Source organism: Lutispora thermophila DSM 19022 (assembly GCF_900142105.1).
Taxonomy (GTDB): Bacteria; Bacillota; Clostridia; order Lutisporales; family Lutisporaceae; genus Lutispora; species Lutispora thermophila.
Genome location: NZ_FQZS01000023.1, coordinates 19,712 through 41,579, shown reverse-complemented (window position 1 = coordinate 41,579; position 21,868 = coordinate 19,712). Strand labels below are relative to the sequence as shown.

Sequence of the window (21,868 nt, the reverse complement as noted above, 5' to 3'; positions counted from 1 at the left end):
AGGCAAGCTATCTTTAGATTAAGGCGAAGGATTGAAACGTCAGCATCCCAGCTTGTTTGTCAACTCAATATTGAGAGAGTACTAGCGAAGTCTTTTTGGGGGTTACAAACAAGGATTAAAACCAAATTATTGGCTTATAACTTGTGTTATTACATCAATAAACTTATAGGCCGTGAGTCACATTCAAGAATCAAAGAGTTAGTATTTGGTTAATTAATCCACACAAAATTATCTAGCAAGGATTTTATACCCTTATTAGTTGGTATAATATTCCTTAAAATCAAATCTTACTACCTAGCACAAGAGGTTAATTTATCTTCATCCCAATCTGTTTTCCGTTTAGCCATGCAGATACCTCCCGAGTTAGGAATTAAGTATAAAGGAATACGGAACAAAGGAGAATGATATCGTAATGTAATTCAACCACCACTTCATTAAGTCCTTTACCCCTTGCTTTTAGCCTTTTTTCTAATGAAATTCTTATCGCTTTTCCCTTATTCATCTGTTCTCTGAAAAACAAAATGCCACTGACATCAGTTTGACACCTTTATTATGGTGACTGTGTCAATGGCACTTGGTCCATTTCCCTTAAACCTATTTCTACTCTTATTATAACGTGGAACAACTTTATTTTAAACGTTAAATTTCTATTTGAATTAAGGTATAGTAGTGAGATAAAATTCTATATAACCTTAGATGTAAGGAGGTATTAAGTAGTATGAGAGGAAGTATTTTTAGAACTATAAAGTTGCTTATACTTATAAATATATTCCTGGTTCCATTTATAATCGCAGTTCAAAATATTATCATACGCTTTATCATAGGTCTATTCATAGGTTTTTCATTTATTTTATTATTGTCATTCAGCAGTAAAATAGAAAGTTTATGTAAAAAGAATAATTAATAATGCAGAAAGGCATTGGTAAGTTTTAACCTATCAATGCCTTCTTCATTGATTCATTGGAGTTTACTGTTTTTAGTTTTGTAGTTTTTTATATAATTCCAGTATGCCTTTACTTCATCCCGTTCTAACATTTCAAAGATGCTTTCAATTTCATCAAGAAATTCATTGTATGCCTTGCGGATATGAGGCCTCATTTTTACTTTTAGATGAGGTAATGAGTAATTACAAAATACTAAATCCCTGAGGACTAAAAATTCTGCTATACTTATTTCAAATATAATTTCCTTCCTATTATAGGGTTTGGTCATCAAGATAAACAGTTTAGTCATTATCATTTCTGTGTTGTTGATATTTTCACGTATCGCAAAGTTGTTTATAATTTCTTCCTCATACTTTAATATCTCATAGTGTCTATTTACCTGCTGCATTAATGGCAATAGCAATTTCTTAGGAATATTAATCTCAATACTTTCTGCATTAAATTTCGAATAAATTTCTTCCGCTTTTAAAATCATATTATAAGCCCTCCCTATTATTATGAAATCCCTGTTTACAAAACTCCACTATAATATAAAGAGGGCTATATACTCTTTTCAAGTTTTATGGTTCGTTAGATGAACGGTTCTATTTCTTGTTAACGGGGCTTAAGCACTAAGAACAGATTCAATTTTGCAGCGGTTGCCATGCTATTAAGCAATTTTTTATTTGCTTTGAGGCATAAAATAAAAATATTGCGCAAAACAAGTAATTTAATATAGTATCGTTCTACTTATTATGCAAAGATACTCTACCTCTTTATAAAAGAATATTTATAATATACATATTGTTCTGATTTATTTGGCTCAAAGTATACTTGAAATAATTTTTTATCTTCATCTTGCAAAAATACCGATTTTGCCCCAATTGATTTATTAATATCAGAAACGTATATTTTGCCTTCTCTCAAAATGTATATTTTTGTTTCAGGGATTGTTCCTGAAGTTGAAACAATCTCCTTTTTACCATCATCGTCTAAATCAACTTCCATTGTATGTCCATCTATCTGTATTATGGAATCTTCCGTCTTTTCTTCAACAAACCAGTAAAATGCCTGCGCATAATTTGCACCCAATATTCCATAAATCTTTACTGCCTTCTTTCCAAACACCTGAACTTCAGCAATTCCCATTAAATGGTCTGGTGTGTTCTCCATTGACACTTGACCTATATAATAAGATTTATCATTTAAATTAATTCCACCATTAATTTGGCTGTTTTCATTATCCGTAAAGAGAAATGCGCTAAGTCTTTTATTGATTATTTTTTCTACAATAATTTTATTAACATTATTCAATTGCAGATTTTCTAGTTTTGTATTGCTTATTTCAAAAAATTCTAATGGATATGTGTTATCTTCTTTATTACATCCATTGAGTAAAGAAGTTAAAATTAATAGTATAACTAATAACTTAAGTTTCATCATCTTCGACCCCTATGATAATCTTGGTTGTGTTAAGTAGCATTGATGCAAAATACGTCAAATGCTTTAATTTCAAGCATTAGATGGTTATTAAACCTCAGAATTCGTATACCCCCCTAATTTTCATCAAATTCATGCTTGCATCCTCTTGAAAATGCCTTAAAATCTGCTCATAAATTTTTGTCAAGGTCGGGCTGAAAGTCCGTTAATTTCAGCCTTGACAGAAATTTAATTGAGCAGATTAAAATTCCGTCAGAGGATGAAAGCACTTAAATTTTGCGAAGCATTTTTTCATATTTTACTTTACACTACCATAATCTTTTATTTTTTGCTAACCCTTTTCTTCGACACATAATCCTATAGAAGCATGCAGTCACCTAAAACCCTAGAATTCCTATATATCATACCATAAAATAACATTCGTTAGAATATGCATGTTATTCTATCTACTAGTTGGCAAAATAAGGATTTTTGAGTCTATTTTATGTATAATAATATCAAGAAATTAGTGTTTTATTTTGTAATGTTTCGCTATTTTAAAATTTCGGACTATTAAGATGAAATAAAAAGGCTCTGTATATACGCAGAGTCTTTATTTCATCTTTGAATCAAGCGCTTAACATTATAATAAAAACTTAGTTTTCAAAATCTGTTTCCTTCAGAGTTGATGATTTTTTCCAAGTTTGATATGCATCAATATTATCCTCTCTATCTTCTACCACTGCAGTTTTATAATACCTGCTGAAATATTCGTGCTCAATAAAGTCGTCTTTATCAGTTATTTATTCGAAGATAAACTTGCGACACACGCTGTTTCCAACCAACTTTACGCGCTATTTCATCCATGTTTTCTACAGTAGTAAATGATTTCACTTTTCCCAGGATAGTATCGAGCGTTTCCTGCGTTGGTTCTTTTGTCATATTAACTTTATAAATTACGGCAGGACGTCTAAAACTGATTTCAACACTCTTTATCGCATCTGAAATTCCCATTAAATCCTTTTTAAAAGCCCTGGAAGAATTAGTGCTTACATTATGCTCAATACTGCAGCCAGTTGCCGTCATTAATACGGACATAATCAACAGGATACATAATACAGGCTTTTTCATCATGTTTCACCCCATAATAGTATATTTCCTCTTGATAACCATCAACTCTTACTGGTTAAATACAGGAAACTATATTTCAATTATCTCGCATAGCAATAAAGGCATCCATGTCCGCAACTCTGCCCACTGTATGCTCCAATATCTCTTGACCTGGTACATCCGCATCCTTTTCTTTGCCCTGCATCTTTTGCATGGGATGCTCTTTTACCGAACAATTCTTCAAGATAGGCCCCATCTATACAATGCCCCTTCTTCACCCCAGGTACTCCTTCAATGATGGGGCTGGTACATGTATAAATAGTAGTCCCATATTTATCTGCAATTTCCACTAATTGGCTTACTAATTCAATCTGCTGTTGCTGTGAAGGAATTAAATAGGTAAACTTCGATGCTTTCATTCTTTGTTCCACTTTTTTATATAAGCAAAGAAAACTAATGGTACAGCGATTTACCCCAAAGGAAGAAATATCCCTGCACAAAGCCTCAAACATATTTAGCCTTGCTCTTTCAAAGTTATCTGGTGTCGGACTTTGCTCTCCCTTGATACTAAGAATAATAGGGTCAAATCTCCAGTTTATTTGCTGTGGAGAATACCTTTCTGCCAGTTGTTCCATCTGTTTGACTACTTCATTTGTATCAACAACATTTGGTTCCAGAAATTTGGAGTAGCCTGTGATTGTAAACTGAAAGTACAGATTATACAGCGACAAATATCCAGGATTCTTAAGTACATTTGTAAACGACTTTGACCACAGGCATATGGAATGCACCCTTTCAGGAGCCAGGTTCACCATGTATGTTGACTTATTGTAAGGATTTTTTACCATTACATATTTATTTTTCAAACTTTCCTGAAGCCAATCATAATAAAATGCGGGAATATCCGTTCTTCTACTGCAACTTATTATCTCAAGCATCGGTTTTGGATAATGCCTCCATAAAAAGTTTGTGTTTACGGTGTGTGTAAGAATATTGGTTACTATTTTATATATCCGCCATGAAAAGACAATCTATATATTTCAATACCATCAAAGTATATTGCCTCATTCCCGTTAAACTCAGATATATCTCCCTGCCATGAACATTTATAAACAAACCCATCCTGTTCAAATAAAGCAGGTCCTCTAAATGGGTTCTCAACAGGAACTGCCTTCAATGAACTTTTCAGGCATTTGCTGAATCCTGGCAGAACTTCGTCAACGAGCATCTTCCCATAGTAATTCATTCCCCATATGGGCTTTTGATTTTCAAATACCACTTCTTCACCAATAAAATCAGCGCTCCCGAAGTAAGAGTCTATGTATAGTAAATCCCCTTCACCATAATGTAAATCCTTTGAGTTCGGTCTTGAAGATGCAGAAAGAATCCCATCTCCAGCATATGTATTTATCTTTGCTCTGACCAGAAATTCTTTCAAAGCCAATTCTGTGCAGTTCATTGTTTTCATCACCCTTCCTGTTTATTCTCACTCTTTCTTTATTCTTTTTATATTCATTGCACCATAAACACATTAAATAAACATTACATAACATTAAAGAATGACTTCACCAGTCATTCCATTCGTCAAACCCTTCCCTTGCTCCCGTAAAGAAAAACTCTGTTTGCCTGCATTTAGGTCAGCCATATATGTCAAAAGTCAAATGCTCTTCAATATCAAATAAGGCTCCTAATATTCCCCTATTATTATCCTGAGAATCAAAGCGGTATTCTTTCAGATACTTCATTTGCTCTTTACACTTTAAACACTCAAACTGCTTTCCCATTTTAAGTTAGACTCTTTCCACTTTATTCTTATTAAAATCAATCTATTCTTTAATTATAATATAAAATGCTTATATTCGTGCTATTTTACAGTTATATTTTTATTTGACGTGTAAAGAGTAGCATATGTTTCATTCGTCCTAACGTCTAAGATTGATTTACCCAAATATAATCCTTCAAATCTCTCTTTAAATCAGCAATACTTCTATAATAGCAATCTATAAATAAAGCATTAACATCATCGGCACTATTTCCTATGCAAAGGTTTATTCTATAAAATATATCCAGCCGCTCATCAAAGCCTTTATCAACTTGCACACCATTAAGCATAAAAGTTTCTAATACAGTGAAATTGCCGAAAATCGTTACATCTCTCATAAAAAATCACTCCATTCAGTTTTTGATTTAGAGGTATTATATAAGCATTACCCCATAAATCAACCTTTGAGTGATTTTTTATAAACTAGGTAAACATAAATATTTTTTTAAAGGCAGTTAATATTGTCCAATAATTCAATTTTCGAATGAACATTTAAGTAGATAATTATACTATGTATTTCATTTATCACATAATGTGTTAACTAAACATAAGACAACTCAGAAAATCGTGATTATCATTACATAGCACTATGTAGTTTTATTTGTTGCTACCTGTTATTTTTTCAATCCAAAGTTTAATTTATCATTATTATGTAATTTTTCAAAATATCCACCTATCTACATTATTAGTTCAACTACCAGTTACCAGGATACTGTCTTATATACTTTCCACTTTCATTCTTTTCTTTTATTACACTACCTATCTCATTATCATCTAATGAATTCTTCATCTTTAAAAGCATACTTTTTATTGTTAAATTCCTATTCGAAGTGCTTTTTTCATTAAGATACAGAGAAATAATCGCTGTATCTTTATTAAAACTAATTGTTTCATATTTTTTTATCAAGAAATCAAAAACTTCATTCTGCAATTCTAAAGAATCATATACTAAGTTATAGCACTTATTTTCTTCTTTTTTAGTATCAAAATTCTCTCCTTCAACAGTGACTACACCTTCGAATATTTTTGTAAAAACAAATAAGGTAAATAGCATTGCCTCTAACCTAAAATTATTTTTATCGTAATAGAAGTTTGCTCCATCAAAATAGCACTCAATTCTTCCGAAAGAACAGTGAGTAAATTCACATAGATATGAATAGAATTCAGGATAATAATCTTTCTCGCTCCCCATCTTGTAACTACTGGGCATTTTAACATTCCCTAATATTTCTCCATCTAAAGTTTTTACGCTAAATCCTTCTTTAATGTAGAAACCTAATGAAATTCCAAGTGGATTTTGTATAAATTCATTTATAACTTTTTCTCTTTCAATTTCGATATCTATATGTTCCCTAAAGTATCTACTCAAAATATGATTTTCAAAAATACTCCTGATTAGCATCATAATATCTTCATTAAAGAAATATCTCTTGTCTTTTAATAAGTTCAGAATAGCATGAAGGGTTTTTGTACTTTTGGTAAAAGCATAATAATCATAATCATAAGATAATTTGTTGCTATATAACAAATCTTTTGATACATTATTTGTGTAGGCTTTCTCCATCAGAATATCCATTAGGCCATCTGGCACACAGTATTTATCACAAAATTGCCTTGATATAAAAGCAAATCGTTTTAGCATTTTAAAAATAGTATCTTCATATTGTTTTTCGATATCAATATTCTTCATAAATAGCCCCCCTGTTTCTTCTATTTATAGAGTGAGTTTCTTATTTATTTAAACTCAAATGTGACGAATAGAGGAATATCCGTACCTTTATATTTCTCCAATTTTTTGCGAAAAAGTTAAACTAGTGGCCTTTTTCTCTATTATTATTAACTTTATATTTTAACTCTCTTAGAGTGAATGCTGGCATTGTTCCTTCCAAAACATTTACTATATATTCATTAATTCTAGGATTCTCAATACTACCAGTTTCATATTCAATTTTGCAATTTTCTTTATTCATATTACAATATATAATTTGCTCTGCATCACAAGCCACAGCAATATTGGGATTGTGAGTAACAATAATTACCTGCCTTCTATTTTTTGCTTCCCTTATAAATGGAACCAGTTTTTCATAAACAGATTGATTGTCTAAATTATCTTCAGGCTGGTCAATAATAAGTGGACAATTATCCTTATCCAATACCAAATAAAATATTAGTAATAAAGTCCCCTTCTCACCAGGTGATAATTGTTCCATATTTCTATTTCCAAATTTTAATTTATATTCAACTTTTAGATATTCTAGTGAGTACAGGTAATTATATAATCTTTCTCTATCTTTTAATAATTTGTTAATTTTACTTTTATCTCTTGTAAGTCTATCATAAACATCTTTAATAAAATTTACTGTATCATCCTCGCAACTAAAATTATATTTAATAATTATCTCTTTTAACTTTTCATACCCTTCTCTTATACCTCTAAAATCACTACTAACAGATTGATTAATAGCAAATAAAAACTTATCACTAAAATTACTTTCAGGCAAAATCTCAACAGAAAAATTTAAATTATCATTTTTAATATTACCCATTGCATTAATACGTTCCATAACAGGTTTATATATTTGCTTATAAATATTTACTTTCTTCAGTTTTAATTTATATATATCCCTGCATATCTTCTCTCTTTGTTTGATTGCTTCATTAATCTCTTTACTCAGATTTTGCTTGATGTATCTGCGTTCTGTTGCATAATACTTAAATGAACCTTCTTTATTCGCATCTCCTATTAATTCATTTTTCCGTTTTTCCCATATGCCTAACTCCTCTAAGTAATTCTGGTATTCCTTTAATGCTGAGTTCATCTCTCCAATAATCTTTTCTTTCTCACTAGTTAAATTTTCTTTCATTTTATATAAAGACTTATCCGTCTGTTTTTCTTTATCTTTTTCAAGCAATATTTGCATTTGATTCTTATAATTATTTAGCCTATCTAATAAATTATTTATATCTTTCATATCGTAACTAATATCTAATTTTAGGCTAATATTGAAACTATGCCTATCAAGGATTTCCTTTATCTCATCCTTTGTTTTTTCATATCTCTTACATAACTCAATAATTTTATCTTTTATAAGATTTAAATCGGTTATTTGAACACTAACAGTATTAAGTTCCGCTTGGACCTCTTCGATTTTTTTATCTATACTTTTAATTTTTTCATCTAGTACTTTTAACTTTGAATTTTCATCAGAACTTTGCCCTTCATCAGGCATTTCTTTTTCTTTAGGCTTTATTTTTCTATGATTTTTTATTTCAATATACTTTTGTTTTAGTTGATTCTTTATGGCATCAATATAATCTGGATTTTGTTTATCTTCCAGTTCAATTATCCTATTATTTATCTTATCCAAATCATTCTTTAAAGATTGCATTTCATCTTCAATACCTTGACACAAATAATTAATCAGGTCATCAAATGAACTTTTCATCAACTTTTCATTTTCAGGCAAATATGAAAATACCATTTTATTTATTTCTTGTTCAAAACCATTACCCAAGTCATTACATACATTTTCGATATACTTTTGAGGCAAGTATTTAACTTTCTCAACTTCAGTTAATTTAGAGTTAGTTGAAAGACCTCTCTCATCAACACAGCCATCTAACCATGTAAGTTTAGCCTCAAAGTATTGAGATAAATTTTGAGGTGGCTTTCTAAAACGTTCAGGATTTAGAAATGAAAAATATTTTTCATTCTTGCTATTTCCTAACAAACCTAAAATATCTGATAATGCACTTTTACCACTACCTTTACTTCCAATTATAGCAACAAGGTCAGAATTAAAAACAATTGAATTATCAAACCACTCATCTGTTAATGGATAGTTACTTACTTTTTTTATATCCAATTTATATATATATCGAGACTTATTTAATTCTGTAGTCTTTAATTTTTCAGGCCTTTTACCTATAAATACTCTATCCTTGGGCTCATTTAACAGTTGTAAAAGCCCCTCAAACGTAGTATCTGCTTTTATCCAACAATATTTCTCTTGCTCTGGGTTAAATAGTTTTTCTGGAGAGTGAGCATCAGACCCCCAAATACAAGGTTTATTATCACCGAACTCTTCCTGAAAATTCTTTGATAATGCCCACTGTCTTGTTTTTTCGTTAGAACTAAAAATCATATCGGATATTGATAGAATATTCTTTCTCACATTATGGTCTTGGCCATCCCAATCCACTAAATCCCAGTATTCCTCCGCTAACACCAGAATATATTTGTTTTGAAAAAGTTGAGGCCTGTCCTTTTTTAAAATTTTACATATATCTGATTCACTAACAACTGCATTCATGCATCCAACATAATAATCTGACAACTGATTAAATGGTTGATGCTCAGAACGAAGTTTCTGCCCTAATGCCTCAAGGTTGCACTTTTTTAGTTTTCTTCTTTCTAAACCATGTTCTGTGGTACCTTGATATGAAAACTCCAAATCTTCCAAAAAATTCTCTTCTATGTCTGCAATACTCACTTCATTTGAAAAAATAACATGATAATTTAGCCTTCGTGGTTGTTGACCATCCTTCTTACTGGAAACAATTTTGTCAAGCCTAAATTCTATATTCGGTAATAAAAGTATTTGTTTAATTTTTGAAATATAGTTTTCGTCCTTTGATAACTCGTCCTTAAATAATGTTGCTAATTTATTATCATCATTGATGTATTCTGTTATAATTTTTTTATATCCTTCTATGCTAAAGTAATCTGTAATTCCAATTACTTCAATTTCCCGTTGAATAGCAGTATTAAATAATAGTTTAACATATGAATCCCAATCATTCCCAAATTGGTTGTTCAATACAGATGCTGGAGTATGAACGTGAAGGTCCCATTTTCTCCATTGTGACCCCCTCTTAAAAGTACTATCCACAACTACTCCCCTCCATTGAAAAAATCAAAAATCATTGATTCAAGTCTTTATACTTGTTTCTGATTCAAATTTATTCATTTCAATAACAACTTCATTATATACTAAAATTATCCAATTATCTACAAAATTTTTCTACAAAATCAGGGTTTTGTAGAGAATACAATGAAAATCAAGTGCAATTTTATCTTAATTTGATGTAATAAGCCCTTAAAAATTGTCCACAAAACTTTTTAGCCCTACTTTTAAACTTGAAATCTACCTGGTATATAAACTTGAATTTACCCTTATGTGTCCTTAAAATCATAGTAAAATTTTAAGGAAGGGAGTTTAGTCATGGATACTAAGGAATATTATTTGGATGATTTTGTAGATTATTTAAATAAAAACGATAAATCAAGTGGCACAATATCAACTTATACTACCAATATCAATGATTTTATAAAATACTACACCGAGTCATATGGTGAAAAATTTATCCCAGGAAATGTAATCATGATGGACTTACAAGACTACCGGAATTATCTCTTGAATATCAAGCGCCAAAAAGCATCTACCATAAATAATAAAATTGCAGCACTAAAAGAATATTTTTACTTTCTTCAAAGTCATAGCATTATTAAAAACAATCCTGCTGAAAATCTAAAGAAGATACGTACAAATAAACCTACTGCTCCAAAGGGTTTTTCTAACTCAGACTTTAGGAAAATCAAAAGATATGTGTATAGAAGTCAAAAAATTCTATGGATAGTAGTTTTTGAGTTATTATCAAAAACTGGAGTCAGGGTCAGTGAACTTATAAATATCCGCCTTTGTGACATTACCATAAATGACCGCTCTGGAAATCTAAGAGTTATAGGTAAAAATCAAAAAGAAAGGAATATTCCTCTTCATTTAGATGTCAGAAAGGCTATAATTTCATATATAGAAGAAAGAGATAAAATGTCCATATCTTCTGATTATCTTTTAATAAGCGAAAGGAAACGCCCTTTTACCCGCTCTGGAATCTTTAAAATACTAAAACGCTGGGCAAATGATACCAATATTAAAATTCATCCTCATATGTTCAGACATCACTTTGCAATTCAAATTCTAAATACACCTAATGCTGATATTAATACTGTACAGTTGTTGTTAGGACATGAAAGTATAGAAAGCAGCGCCATTTATCTTAAAGTGAGACAGGAGGATTTGGAAGAAAGTATTAATGCTATATCAGATTATTAGAAACAAATTTACCTTTAGTTTCAGACTAAAAAACAGGCTCATATTGCCTGTTTTTTGCTATATATAATACTTACTATTTTCTTTTCATAATGCCTATTATTGCAGCAATGGCTACAATTGTAATACATACTATAAGGCTTATTATTACATATTTCATAACTCCTACCCTACCTTCTTTATCCTTTACAGGACTTAGGGATAAGGGGTAAGTTTGACCTTATCCACTTATCCACTTATCCCCTTTTCCCCTTACTCCTAATTCTCTAACCCTGCTGCTTTATCATCTTCCACTCTCTCATATTATCTTTTATAACATATCCTGTAACTATAATGAATGGAATTATTGCGAGCCATCTGTATTCAAAAAATAATCTCTGATAGAAATAGAAAATCAGAAAGAACGTTGCGTACCCTACCATTGTAGGTATAACTATGTTAAAAATTATATCTAATCTCTTTTTCATCAATAATCAACTCTCCTTTCTTCTAATATAGTAGCGCGCACAAAGAGATTTGTCAGGTCCAAAATAAAAAATATCATAAATTTGTAATAAAAATTTTGTTGCTAAAATCGCATACAAACCTTACATCTCAAGCCTTTCTTCATACAAACATACTTATATAATATTTTGAAGGTCAAAGGTATAATGTAGCAAAAGATAATAGAGGTAGGATTGTTTAGAGAAAAAAACGAAAAACTTGAGATACCCAGGCACTAATAGAATAAGGCGTTGAGGATAGACATTACATCCCCAAAGCCTTATTCATTTATCCTAATTTCTCCATAAACCTTATACCTTTTTTATAAATTCATATTTTATAAATTCATATAAATCAGTGTTATCCATTTCTTTATAAGCAGCCGCTTTTATTATATTGGTTAAAAACACTTTGTTCCCTTTGATTTCACCAATCAATGTATATCGAAAATCATCATCGTATGCAGTGATAAAACTCTCTGTTCCTTTATCTATTTTCATAAACTGCAATTGTTTCAGGATACTATCCTTGTTTAATTCATATCCATCAATAAGTTCATCACATTCGATTATAACCTTATTCATATTGTCAATCTCCCTTTTCCTATATTAACCATTCAATATCTTTTATTAATAATATCAAATATCCCATTCTTAAACCTATAAATCTTATCTGAAACCTTATTCCGATTATTATCTATCATAATTAATGATTCTATAATTTTTATATACTCATGGCGTAATTTAGCCACTATTAGCGTAGTAGCAGAAGGAATTGCAAAGAGATAATCCCCCCCTATCTTTTTGCTTATCTGATTCTGTAGTGCAGTACTTAATAACAGGGTTGAGTTATAATCTGTTGTGAATTTCAAGGTATATATTTCTAGGGCCTTATCTAATTTAACTAATGGATTTCTCATTTTATTTAGGTTTTCCCATGCTGATTTTTTGACCAATTCAAAATCTACATCATCACTATATAATAAAAATCTGAACAATTCTCCTTCATCTGTAACATAAAGAGTATCTATATCAGCAAACGCATGCTCCCTATAAAACCCTAAATCCTTTTCCCCTTTTCCAAAATCCCTGCTCTTAAGCAGCGGATAAACATTGTTATAGTCAATCTTAAATTTATATTGACTCAGAATATCATTAATAATTTTAATATATGATGCTAAAGTTTTTCCATAATCCTCGGTCTCTTGGTATTCCCCATAAATACTACTAATAGGTACAGACACACTGTTTGGGTTAGACTCCACAATAACATACTTTCCCTGTACCCTGGCTATAGGAAACGTTTTATTTAAATCAAAAACTACTTTCCTTGAAAAATCAGCAATAGTAAGCATTACCTACCTCCTTAATAACTCTATAAAAACACAAAAAGCATACTCTCTTAACTTATTCCAGCATCTGCTGGCTGTAAGAGAATATGCTCTCATTCTGTATACTTATATTCTAAGTTATATTATAGGTAAGCGCAACCTTTTTGTTATAATTTAATATTGCGTATATAAACTTACTCTGTAGGTTCAATTATTTCTAATCTAAAGTTCCATCCTTCGCAGGACATCAACATCCTACCGAATTCTTCCAGGCTATATTCCTGTCCATCTATGATAAATTTGGGCGTTCTGTCATTATATCTATCATCCCATTCAATACGCCCTTCTACAATATTTTCTTTAATGAAGATAAGTTCTTGCCCTTGAAACATTTCTTTTCTTATAAACTTTTGCGATAGTCCTTTCTTTATCTTTTTATAAAGTCTTTCCAGAGCATCATTTGAATCTTCTTCAAAATCCTGATGTGCTTCAAAAGAATAGCCTATTTTATTTTCGCATATAAACTCTACCGCCTTCCAACAAATACCTGTTGGGTTAATCATCTTTCCTACTTGAAAGCGATGTTCTATTCCATCGCAATCTATAAAGGTAGCCTCTTTTTCAAAATCTTTATAATCTTCAATTCCAAGCATATTAGCAGCAAACTCATTGTAGCAGTCTCTACATACAGATTGGGATGGCTCGTCTTCTTTTATAGTTAAAACTACCATTCCAAAACCGCTTGGCACTCTTCCACACCATTGACACCTATTCATGCAAATTCTCTCCTTAACACCGACTGGAATTACTCTTGAATCCTATACTTTTCTATCATCCTCTTTGCAATAGAAGTTAACTGCTCTTTTATCATTATCTTTTCCTTCCATCTGTCAGGGATAGCACCATAGCCATAATACACTCCAGCCATTCCACCGGTAATTGCGGCTATAGTATCCGCATCTCCTCCAAGGTTGGCCGCTTCACATACGGCATCCTCAAAAGAAGATGTGTTAATAAAACACCATAATGCACATATCAAAGTATCAAACACATATCCCGTTGGCTTCAATTCATCTTTTGATAACTGGAATACCTGCTTATATTCTGGATACTTTTCTATGTACTCTCTTATACAAGGCACTTTAGGCTTACCATTGAGATACTGGTAAACTAACAGATTATAAAACTGGCAGGCATCTGTTGCTTTCTTGTCATAATGAGTAAGAACACTCTGAGAAGCAGTTATCTCAAGCATTTTTTTAACATCACTATAATATAATGCAACTGGTAAGCATCGCATAAGTGAACCATTTCCAGCACTCATACCACCTGTTGCCTGATGGGCGTAGTAGGCTGTTTTCATCCAGTCATTGCTTCGTTTATACTCACCAAGTGCAATTCGGATAATATTGCCAATATCTTTCGGTTTACTATCATACCATTCAATAAAGTGTTTTCCGATATCTTCAATAGGATTCTCCGGGTTATCCAGAATGCCTTCCGCAACAGCAATAGTCATCATAGTATCGTCAGTCACTTCCCCTGGTTTAAGGTTCCAACAGCCACCACCGATAATGTCTTTTAAGTATCCATACTTTCTTTTAATCTCATCCTTTGACATAAACTCAAGCGTTCCACCCAGAGCATCACCACAAGCAATCCCAAAAAGGCCTCCGAGTATTCTTTCATATCTATCCATGAAACACACTTCCTAATACTATATTATATTTACTCCTCGTTATCAATCTCTCTAAGTTTCTCACGCCTTAGGCTATCTAAAGTTTTATCACAATCTAACTTTACTGCCCATTCATAGATACATATTGACGACCATCCCGTTACATCTTGCCCCCATTGATTATAGGTAATCTTACTGCCTTTGTAGTTAACAAATCTTTGGTCAACAACTTCGGCCATTGATGCTTCCTTATCATGATTTCTTATATACAACTTATCTCCTTTTTTTAGCAGACCCCATTCGAACAATTTAGGCATTCTGGGAAGATTGGTTCTGATAATTTCAGTTGGGTTTTTCACAATTTCAACTTCTTTGTTATCCTCAATATCTACATAAAAATCCTCTATACTTGAAGGTGGAAGAATCCTATCAACCTGTAAAAACACCTGATTATTAATCTTTAATGGCATAATACTAAAGCAACTGATATCAACATTATTTGATATTAGCCAAGCCACAGCAGATAATGTTTGAGGGTCAAATGATGATGCGACTAATATTATTCTTTGCTTTTGGTTGAAAGTTTTTAAAGAATTATTATTTATTAGAAAATCGTTTATTATCCTTTTCCCTTTTTCAGCAGGTGTTAAATCCCCCAATTCAAACTCTTCTTTATGCTTTTCGATATATTTTGAGAATATTTTATTAACTAACACATCTGGTGACTTTATTTTAGCATAACTTGCTGCATATCTAATTGCCTGGAATTCAAATGCTTCCTTTCTGTTTTTTATATCATCAATATCCCTTTTTATCTCAATAAGAACAATATTACCATTTTCATCGATTGCAGTTAAATCACTTCGTCCTTTTTCCTTATTGCTGACTTGCTGCCCTACTATTAAAAGACTTTCTTCTTCGCCAAATATTACCTCAATGTTTTTCCTAAGGAACTCTTCAATATGCTCTTCTTTCAACTTTAAATCTTTAAAGGTTGAATTACTTATCTCAGTATCACTGGTATCAATATTATTTTCTTCGATACTTATCGGGATTAACATCCTATTTCACTCCTTACATAATGCCGTTAGATAGTTCTTGGTAAACTTTCCATCAATATGTAAGTAAAAATACTCCTAGCCTTGTGCAAACTCAAACTACTCCACTCCAAGAGCCTTAAATACAGCATCCTCCGGACTCTGGTAAAATGAAATCTGAAACTTTGCAAACAGTTCAGGCGGAACCGTAGGAATATCCACCGCAGATGCCATTGGAAGAAGTACCCTCTTAGCACCGGAATCAAAACATACCTGCAGCACATTTGCCAGTTCCTCAACCTTTATTATTGTACCACCTATGCTAAGTGAACCCAGAACAACCAACTGGCTCTGTGGCGGCTTACCCAATGCCCCTGAACATAATGCTACAAAGGCTGCCAGTGCAAGTTCGGAAGTCATCCCTACTCCATGTATATCCTGTACATGCATCAAATAATCCTTTGTGGTAACACTTATACTACCACTTATATTTTTGCTGTTTGCCCTGAAGTACCTGAAGGCTGTTTCTATACTTTCTTTTGCCTCCCTATCAGAGCCAAGGCCTGTCCTTTCAAATTTACCGGTACCTGATATAACCTGAGTTTCAATCTTATAAGCCCCTATCATACCTGATTTCCCTCTTGCAATGGTATAAAGATGACCTGGTTTACCCATGCCTTCAGGTATTATTTTTCCTCCGCCCTGCTCAGGAACTGAGACAAATTCCTCGCTCATTGTTTCATTATCTATGTAGGAAAAATGAACATCATAAAATTCCATACCGCCGATTTTCTTCAACTGCTCCTTAACACGTCTTCTTCCCACCAGTGCATAACGCAGTATTTCTTCAATATCATCCCTTGTAAACTCACCGTTAGGGTATATGAGTTTTACAAGCCCTGAAACTGTTTTTCTTACTGCAATAACATCTCTTTGGTTTAAGTTGTTGCCCATCCTAAAAAATTTATCCAGTGCATCTGAAAATGAGCGTTTTCTCATTTCCCTCATAAATTCAGATACATAATCTGTAATAAAACCATATTCATCTGTAAAAAACTCTGGACGCATTTTAGGTATCTCCCACCCAGGTACGTAATAATGCATCCTGTCAAAAAATGCAGTGTCATTTGCCATTGCCTCAGGGAACGGCTCAAATAGATGGGATGTTTTCAGCAGTACATCCACACTTTGATTGATATTACCCACAAATACCATAGAAGCAGAAGCATTCTTCTCTTCCTTCCCTCTGGCAAAAGAACCCGAAGCCATGTAGTCCTTCATTATCTGAATTCCATCTTTATCTTTAAATGTAATCCCGGCAACCTCGTCGAAGGCCACACAGTCCCAAAGCCCCACAAGGCCTATCTGCCTTGAAGCCATGTTATAAAACAGGTTTGCCACTGTTGTCTGCCCACCTGATACCAGGATACTGTTTGGGGAAATTTCCTTATATACGTGGGATTTGCCCGTACCCCTTGGCCCTAGTTCGCAAAGATTGTAATTGTTCTCCACTAGAGGTATCATCCTTGCCAGAAGGTGCCACTTCACATTATTTTCGAATCTTGTAGGTTCCATCCCTATAGACCTTAAAATAACATCTATCCATTCATCTTTTGTGAAATATTTTCTTCCGCCTAATATCTCTTCCATATCAAGATTTGGCATTTGTATGGGGGTCAAATTGCTAATATTAAATGGGCTTGTCCCTCTGGCTTCTTCATCATAGTAGTAGTCCATCTTTATGATGCACCATATGCCCCCACACAAAAGTTTTTCATATTGCTTTACATAAGTCGGAGATATGGCCACTCCTTTTATTCCCAAGTTTGAAAATTCGGCTTCATAGACATCCTTCTTTTCATTAAGTTTTACACTAACCTTATCAATAACGGTATATTTTCCTATCTCCCTAATCTTGGATTTTACCTTCTCTGCTTCATCAGGACGCACAAAATTTTCAGCCAGGATTCTTTTTACGGTTTCAACACCTTCGGCTATACCTTCTTCATCATCTGTGGCGCAGTACATGCCCAGAAGGTATTCAAGGACATATACGGGTACATTTGCTCCTTCTTTTATCTTTTTTGTTAAATCCTTTCTTACAACCCTGCCGGCAAAATATTGATTCAGTTTCCTGCTTAATTCATCCATCTATTTCCCCACCTTAAAAGCCAAAATCATCACTTATGGCTATATCAATAATAAAAGGTATTTTATCATATATTTTTTCTACTGTTTCCTCTTCATCTTCCATAATAAGATAATATTTCTTCGTTTTATCATATTTTCTATTCTTCAATACAAACTTTTCCCTAAAACTTCTGTCCTGATAATTTTCTGACTTACTGTCAGCAATAATTATATTTTCATTTGATATGCGGTTGCCATCTTCATCTACAAAATATACTTTAAGTCTCAATGGAACACGCTTGTCCTCTATCTTCTCAGTCTGAAAGAACTCCAAATAAGATATGGTGTTGGTTATTTTTCTTGTTATGCTTGTAAGTTTTACATCAACTTTTGTCACTTCGTTTTTACTATCCTTACTCCTGTCATTCTTAAATTTAATTACAGGAATAAGAATCTCCTGCAAGGATGTGCCGCCATGTACATAGTTGGCTCCCGTCCCCTGCACTTTAAATCTGTTTACTCCCCTTGGAGAAATATATTTAAGGCTGGTATCAGGTCCAAGCAAATACTCCATATCAAAGGTTAAAGTGCCATCCAATTCTAAAGCATTTGTACTTAATACAAAACGTCTGTTTTCATAAGCATCTTCAATAGAACCTTTTGATATTTTATCGCTTTCCATAAGGTTTCCACGTTTATATATAAATCCGTGGTCGGCAGTAATAATGATATTTGTTGCTGTAACATTATTTACAAGATTATTTATTAACAGCATTAATTCTTTAAATGCTTCCTCCACCGCGTCAAAAACTTCTCTTTCGGTTTTGCTGTTGTCCCCTCTGGCATCAATCGTATTATGATAGATATATATTAATTCCTTCCCGCCAAAAGTTTTACGCATATCATCACGCTTCATATCAATGACATCAACAAACTGTACTGCTATTGACTCCTGGCTATAATTATTTAGAATTTTATTCCTGTTATCCGTTCCTTCTGAAGATATGCCGTCTACACATACCTTATAATCCTCATCTATTGTAATAGATTTATGAGGTAAAAGGGATGCCATGCCCAAACGGGTACTGGATGGGATACAGCCCTGCATATATTCAATTTCCGTAGACCCTTTCCTTTCTTTGTTGAGAATATCACAAAACTCTCTGGCTACCTCATATCTAAGCGCATCTGAAATAATGACAAATACCCTTTCTTTACGATTTTTAAATGGTTTTATGTACGCATTATAAAAGTCCTTCTGCATAATCATACCGGGAATTGTCCAATTTCCATTTAAAGTTTCCAGACTATCGGACCACTTAATAGAGAGTGTATTGAAATAACCGTTAACATAGATATTTTCAACCTTATCCCTTAATTCCATCAGCAGTTCCTTGTTTTGCAGTCTGTCGAAAGAAGTATAGAATTTTCTGTAGGCAGTATCCAGTTTATAATACTGCTCCGTATATCTTTTAGCAAACTCCAAAGGGGTATACTGTCGTATATTCTGACTAGCACTCTTCCAGCAGTCAAATAACTCGATAGCCCAGTAGATACACTCATATTCTGATTTAAAAAAGTTATACCAGTGCTTTGTCCTCCTGGCTTGAATAATATCCCTATACCTTTCAAACTCTCCTATATCAGAAAGCAGTTGTTCTTTGAGTTTCCTTATAATTGCTTCGTCAAAGGCTTTGAAAGTATCACAGTTGATATAGTCCTCTATTTCCCATTTATTAATGTATTCATGCACTTTCAGTTTCCCTTCCACACTGTTTGCCAACCTGTCATAAGCAGCAAAGTAAAGGGAGTGGTTCATGAAGTTGCTCAAGAATACTACACAGTCAGCCTTCCTTGAAGAAACATATTTTCTCCATGTATCAGGTAATTCACCGCTAAGGCAATATGCTACATTTGTAACCAGCATGAATATAGCCAGTTTCTCAAGAGTAGGCTCCTTATCACTATACCCATAATATTTATCAGCAAGTTTCCACAGTACGTCTAATCTTCCAAACTTCTCGATAGCCTCCAGGTACTTGTTTTTCTTCAAATCTTCTTCCATCAAAAGCACTCTTAAAACTTCATCAAAATCTGGATAAGGCAGTTTGCACAATGACGATAGCACCGCCAAATCCACTGTTTCTTCTGTGTACTTTTCTATTTCATATCCTTTAAAAATCTTTTCTCTGTCCTTTTTGTTAAAGAACTTTATATATTTCCTAAACACGCTCTTTAAACTGTCATCCGAAATATTCAAGTCTCTCATGATGACAGCAGCCTTGTCAGTAGAAAATTCTATACTGTATTTTAGTATATCCAGTAAGTAATTCTCTTTTGGGGACGGTTTCTCAAAAGGAGCATAGAGAAGATAGTTAGAATCCATATCTACCTTCTCCAATTGATATTTCACATAAAAATAACTGTTTTTACTTAATTTAATTATCTTTGCATTTTCAAGATTTAGTTCATCTATATCTTCCTTGAATTCCCCATCACCGTCATACCAGAAAACAATATGGCGTTTCTTCCCTTCACTCAATTCTTTATTAAAAGTATCTTCAAGAAGCATTTTTACCTGAGTTAAATCCATTAAAATCACCTATCTACTATAAAAATTAATAATTCATGGCCTCATCAACAGACAATTATTTATGCTTTATATATTGTCAAAACAAACTCTTCTCCCTGCTCCATGAGTAATGGTTCTTTTGCCCCTGCTTCCTTCATTTTTTTTAGTATCATTGGTATGCCTCTTCCCAACTGGTCAATATATCTCATATTTTCCATGTACTTAACAAGGAAAGGGTTTCGGGCATAGGAAACCCCTATCTTCATCTTCTCTATTGTTACCGTATTAGGGAGCCTTCCCGGGCTTCTAAACTCTATACGGTCATCATACATAAGAACCCTTATTTTAGACCCGCTGATGCTGTAATTTCTGTGCACCAGCGAGTTTACGATGGCTTCCCTCATAACAATCATGGGATATTCTTCCTTATCTTCCCTTTTCAGACCGTTAATTACCGACGGGATAAGCATATTATTTTTTATCACAACCATCAATTGTTCCGCAATATCCTGAATTCTTCCAGTTATTATCTTTTTATCAATTAATTCATCCGTGATTTCATTGCCTTTAAAATGAGCAAAACTCACTCCATTCTGCGGAAGGTGCTTTTCAGGGTTTTTGCCAAATACCAGCAGTCCCCCCACAGTACAGAGTTTTCTGCCATCAACCTCTTTAAGGATGTCTGCATTTACCAGTATCCTTTCTACAGATTCCTCAGGCTCTTCAAGCAAATCAAATGTGTTATACTTCATAAAGTAATCTCTAATAATATCGATGTTTAAATCTTTGATAGATGTTCCTTCAACGGGAGAAATATCAAAATGGAGGCTTCCTCCTGCCTCAAAAAGCCGCAGCAATTCCTCCTTTGATGCAATCCTCTTTGTGGTGCCCACCCGTATATAATATTTATGGTCAGCAGTATAATATGGCTTATTAAGCCCCTTAGGGACAGTAATAACCGCAATCCTCTTCCCTTCTACTTCTATGTTTTCATACAAAGGAATAATATGAGGAATACAATTATTTCTGCATATATTCATCACCGTTTCTTCTATCTTATCATCTTTTACCCCTTTTATATTTCCTTCATCATCAACCCCAATAAGAATCATACCTCCTTCTGAATTGGAAAAGGCAACAATCTCCTCCGCCAGTTCTTTTGCTTTTATTTCCTCTTCTTTGAACTCAATATACGAATTTTCCCCATTTTGAATTATCTTCTTTATTTCATCTGTAGTCATACGAAAACCT

Annotated in this window: 18 protein-coding genes and 1 pseudogene; 2 read left to right on the top strand and 17 right to left on the bottom strand. The window is 32.9% G+C overall.

Annotated elements, in window-relative coordinates; all coding sequences use genetic code 11:
* Positions 1 to 213: pseudogene (locus tag BUB48_RS14380) on the top strand (IS982 family transposase); the annotation flags it as partial.
* A gap of 744 nt (positions 214 to 957) precedes the next feature.
* On the opposite strand, the gene BUB48_RS18340 reads toward BUB48_RS14380, so the two are convergent.
* The 8 genes from BUB48_RS18340 to BUB48_RS14335 form a co-directional block, all read right to left on the bottom strand.
* Positions 958 to 1,419, bottom strand: coding sequence for a hypothetical protein (locus BUB48_RS18340; RefSeq protein ID WP_207648348.1), 462 nt, complete (start codon positions 1,417 to 1,419; stop codon positions 958 to 960).
* A 272-nt stretch (positions 1,420 to 1,691) separates the two neighbouring features.
* On the bottom strand, positions 1,692 to 2,363 hold the full coding sequence (locus BUB48_RS14365) for a hypothetical protein (protein WP_073026995.1): 672 nt from the start codon (positions 2,361 to 2,363) through the stop codon (positions 1,692 to 1,694).
* 774 nt (positions 2,364 to 3,137) lie between these two features.
* The gene (locus tag BUB48_RS14360; RefSeq protein WP_073026992.1) at positions 3,138 to 3,476 is read right to left on the bottom strand and encodes a hypothetical protein; all 339 of its coding nucleotides are present in this window, start codon (positions 3,474 to 3,476) and stop codon (positions 3,138 to 3,140) included.
* A 77-nt stretch (positions 3,477 to 3,553) separates the two neighbouring features.
* Entirely contained in the window at positions 3,554 to 4,390 is an 837-nt protein-coding gene (locus BUB48_RS14355) for a DUF1848 domain-containing protein (RefSeq protein WP_073026990.1), read from the bottom strand.
* A 62-nt stretch (positions 4,391 to 4,452) separates the two neighbouring features.
* Positions 4,453 to 4,911: a DUF5680 domain-containing protein gene (locus BUB48_RS14350; protein ID WP_073026988.1), complete on the bottom strand. Its 459-nt coding sequence runs from the start codon at positions 4,909 to 4,911 to the stop codon at positions 4,453 to 4,455.
* Between the two features lie 470 nt (positions 4,912 to 5,381).
* The gene (locus BUB48_RS14345) at positions 5,382 to 5,612 is read right to left on the bottom strand and encodes a hypothetical protein (RefSeq protein WP_073026986.1); all 231 of its coding nucleotides are present in this window, start codon (positions 5,610 to 5,612) and stop codon (positions 5,382 to 5,384) included.
* Positions 5,613 to 5,968: 356 nt separating this feature from the next.
* Complete coding sequence (locus BUB48_RS14340) at positions 5,969 to 6,964, bottom strand: hypothetical protein (protein ID WP_073026984.1); 996 nt, start codon at positions 6,962 to 6,964, stop codon at positions 5,969 to 5,971.
* A 121-nt stretch (positions 6,965 to 7,085) separates the two neighbouring features.
* Positions 7,086 to 10,166 carry a TrlF family AAA-like ATPase gene (locus tag BUB48_RS14335; protein WP_073026982.1) on the bottom strand — a complete coding sequence of 1,027 codons (3,081 nt, stop codon included), beginning with the start codon at positions 10,164 to 10,166 and terminating at the stop codon, positions 7,086 to 7,088.
* Between the two features lie 333 nt (positions 10,167 to 10,499).
* Between BUB48_RS14335 and BUB48_RS14330 the strand changes: the two genes are divergently transcribed.
* Complete coding sequence (locus BUB48_RS14330) at positions 10,500 to 11,390, top strand: tyrosine-type recombinase/integrase (protein WP_073026980.1); 891 nt, start codon at positions 10,500 to 10,502, stop codon at positions 11,388 to 11,390.
* A 263-nt stretch (positions 11,391 to 11,653) separates the two neighbouring features.
* On the opposite strand, the gene BUB48_RS14325 is transcribed toward BUB48_RS14330, so the two are convergent.
* From BUB48_RS14325 to BUB48_RS14285, 9 genes are all read right to left on the bottom strand, one after another.
* Positions 11,654 to 11,854 (bottom strand): hypothetical protein, encoded by a 201-nt coding sequence (locus tag BUB48_RS14325; protein ID WP_034843320.1) that lies wholly within the window; start codon positions 11,852 to 11,854, stop codon positions 11,654 to 11,656.
* A gap of 327 nt (positions 11,855 to 12,181) precedes the next feature.
* Positions 12,182 to 12,454, bottom strand: coding sequence for a hypothetical protein (locus BUB48_RS14320; RefSeq protein WP_073026978.1), 273 nt, complete (start codon positions 12,452 to 12,454; stop codon positions 12,182 to 12,184).
* A gap of 32 nt (positions 12,455 to 12,486) precedes the next feature.
* Positions 12,487 to 13,224 carry a DUF1444 family protein gene (locus BUB48_RS14315; protein WP_073026976.1) on the bottom strand — a complete coding sequence of 246 codons (738 nt, stop codon included), beginning with the start codon at positions 13,222 to 13,224 and terminating at the stop codon, positions 12,487 to 12,489.
* A 170-nt stretch (positions 13,225 to 13,394) separates the two neighbouring features.
* Positions 13,395 to 13,976: a DUF7713 domain-containing protein gene (locus BUB48_RS14310; protein WP_073026974.1), complete on the bottom strand. Its 582-nt coding sequence runs from the start codon at positions 13,974 to 13,976 to the stop codon at positions 13,395 to 13,397.
* Positions 13,977 to 14,005: 29 nt separating this feature from the next.
* Positions 14,006 to 14,899 carry an ADP-ribosylglycohydrolase family protein gene (locus BUB48_RS14305; RefSeq protein ID WP_073026972.1) on the bottom strand — a complete coding sequence of 298 codons (894 nt, stop codon included), beginning with the start codon at positions 14,897 to 14,899 and terminating at the stop codon, positions 14,006 to 14,008.
* 29 nt (positions 14,900 to 14,928) lie between these two features.
* Positions 14,929 to 15,939: a PDDEXK family nuclease gene (locus tag BUB48_RS14300; RefSeq protein ID WP_084524675.1), complete on the bottom strand. Its 1,011-nt coding sequence runs from the start codon at positions 15,937 to 15,939 to the stop codon at positions 14,929 to 14,931.
* Positions 15,940 to 16,035: 96 nt separating this feature from the next.
* Complete coding sequence (gene brxL, locus BUB48_RS14295) at positions 16,036 to 18,066, bottom strand: protease Lon-related BREX system protein BrxL (RefSeq protein WP_073026970.1); 2,031 nt, start codon at positions 18,064 to 18,066, stop codon at positions 16,036 to 16,038.
* Positions 18,067 to 18,079: 13 nt separating this feature from the next.
* Positions 18,080 to 20,638 carry a BREX-1 system phosphatase PglZ type A gene (pglZ, locus tag BUB48_RS14290; protein ID WP_073026968.1) on the bottom strand — a complete coding sequence of 853 codons (2,559 nt, stop codon included), beginning with the start codon at positions 20,636 to 20,638 and terminating at the stop codon, positions 18,080 to 18,082.
* Positions 20,639 to 20,697: 59 nt separating this feature from the next.
* Complete coding sequence (locus BUB48_RS14285; protein WP_073026966.1) at positions 20,698 to 21,858, bottom strand: RNA-binding domain-containing protein; 1,161 nt, start codon at positions 21,856 to 21,858, stop codon at positions 20,698 to 20,700.
* Between the last annotated feature and the right edge of the window lie 10 nt (positions 21,859 to 21,868).

What these genes read in the sequence shown, in the direction of transcription:
- BUB48_RS18340 (WP_207648348.1), bottom strand. Translation starts at nt 1,419, where the DNA reads ATGATTTTAAAAGCGGAAGAAATTTATTCGAAATTTAATGCAGAAAGT.
- BUB48_RS14365 (WP_073026995.1), bottom strand. Translation starts at nt 2,363, where the DNA reads ATGAAACTTAAGTTATTAGTTATACTATTAATTTTAACTTCTTTACTC.
- BUB48_RS14360 (WP_073026992.1), bottom strand. Translation starts at nt 3,476, where the DNA reads ATGATGAAAAAGCCTGTATTATGTATCCTGTTGATTATGTCCGTATTA.
- BUB48_RS14355 (WP_073026990.1), bottom strand. Translation starts at nt 4,390, where the DNA reads ATGCTTGAGATAATAAGTTGCAGTAGAAGAACGGATATTCCCGCATTT.
- BUB48_RS14350 (WP_073026988.1), bottom strand. Translation starts at nt 4,911, where the DNA reads ATGAACTGCACAGAATTGGCTTTGAAAGAATTTCTGGTCAGAGCAAAG.
- BUB48_RS14345 (WP_073026986.1), bottom strand. Translation starts at nt 5,612, where the DNA reads ATGAGAGATGTAACGATTTTCGGCAATTTCACTGTATTAGAAACTTTT.
- BUB48_RS14340 (WP_073026984.1), bottom strand. Translation starts at nt 6,964, where the DNA reads ATGAAGAATATTGATATCGAAAAACAATATGAAGATACTATTTTTAAA.
- BUB48_RS14330 (WP_073026980.1), top strand. Translation starts at nt 10,500, where the DNA reads ATGGATACTAAGGAATATTATTTGGATGATTTTGTAGATTATTTAAAT.
- BUB48_RS14325 (WP_034843320.1), bottom strand. Translation starts at nt 11,854, where the DNA reads ATGAAAAAGAGATTAGATATAATTTTTAACATAGTTATACCTACAATG.
- BUB48_RS14320 (WP_073026978.1), bottom strand. Translation starts at nt 12,454, where the DNA reads ATGAATAAGGTTATAATCGAATGTGATGAACTTATTGATGGATATGAA.
- BUB48_RS14315 (WP_073026976.1), bottom strand. Translation starts at nt 13,224, where the DNA reads ATGCTTACTATTGCTGATTTTTCAAGGAAAGTAGTTTTTGATTTAAAT.
- BUB48_RS14310 (WP_073026974.1), bottom strand. Translation starts at nt 13,976, where the DNA reads ATGAATAGGTGTCAATGGTGTGGAAGAGTGCCAAGCGGTTTTGGAATG.
- BUB48_RS14305 (WP_073026972.1), bottom strand. Translation starts at nt 14,899, where the DNA reads ATGGATAGATATGAAAGAATACTCGGAGGCCTTTTTGGGATTGCTTGT.
- BUB48_RS14300 (WP_084524675.1), bottom strand. Translation starts at nt 15,939, where the DNA reads ATGTTAATCCCGATAAGTATCGAAGAAAATAATATTGATACCAGTGAT.
- brxL (WP_073026970.1), bottom strand. Translation starts at nt 18,066, where the DNA reads ATGGATGAATTAAGCAGGAAACTGAATCAATATTTTGCCGGCAGGGTT.
- pglZ (WP_073026968.1), bottom strand. Translation starts at nt 20,638, where the DNA reads ATGGATTTAACTCAGGTAAAAATGCTTCTTGAAGATACTTTTAATAAA.
- BUB48_RS14285 (WP_073026966.1), bottom strand. Translation starts at nt 21,858, where the DNA reads ATGACTACAGATGAAATAAAGAAGATAATTCAAAATGGGGAAAATTCG.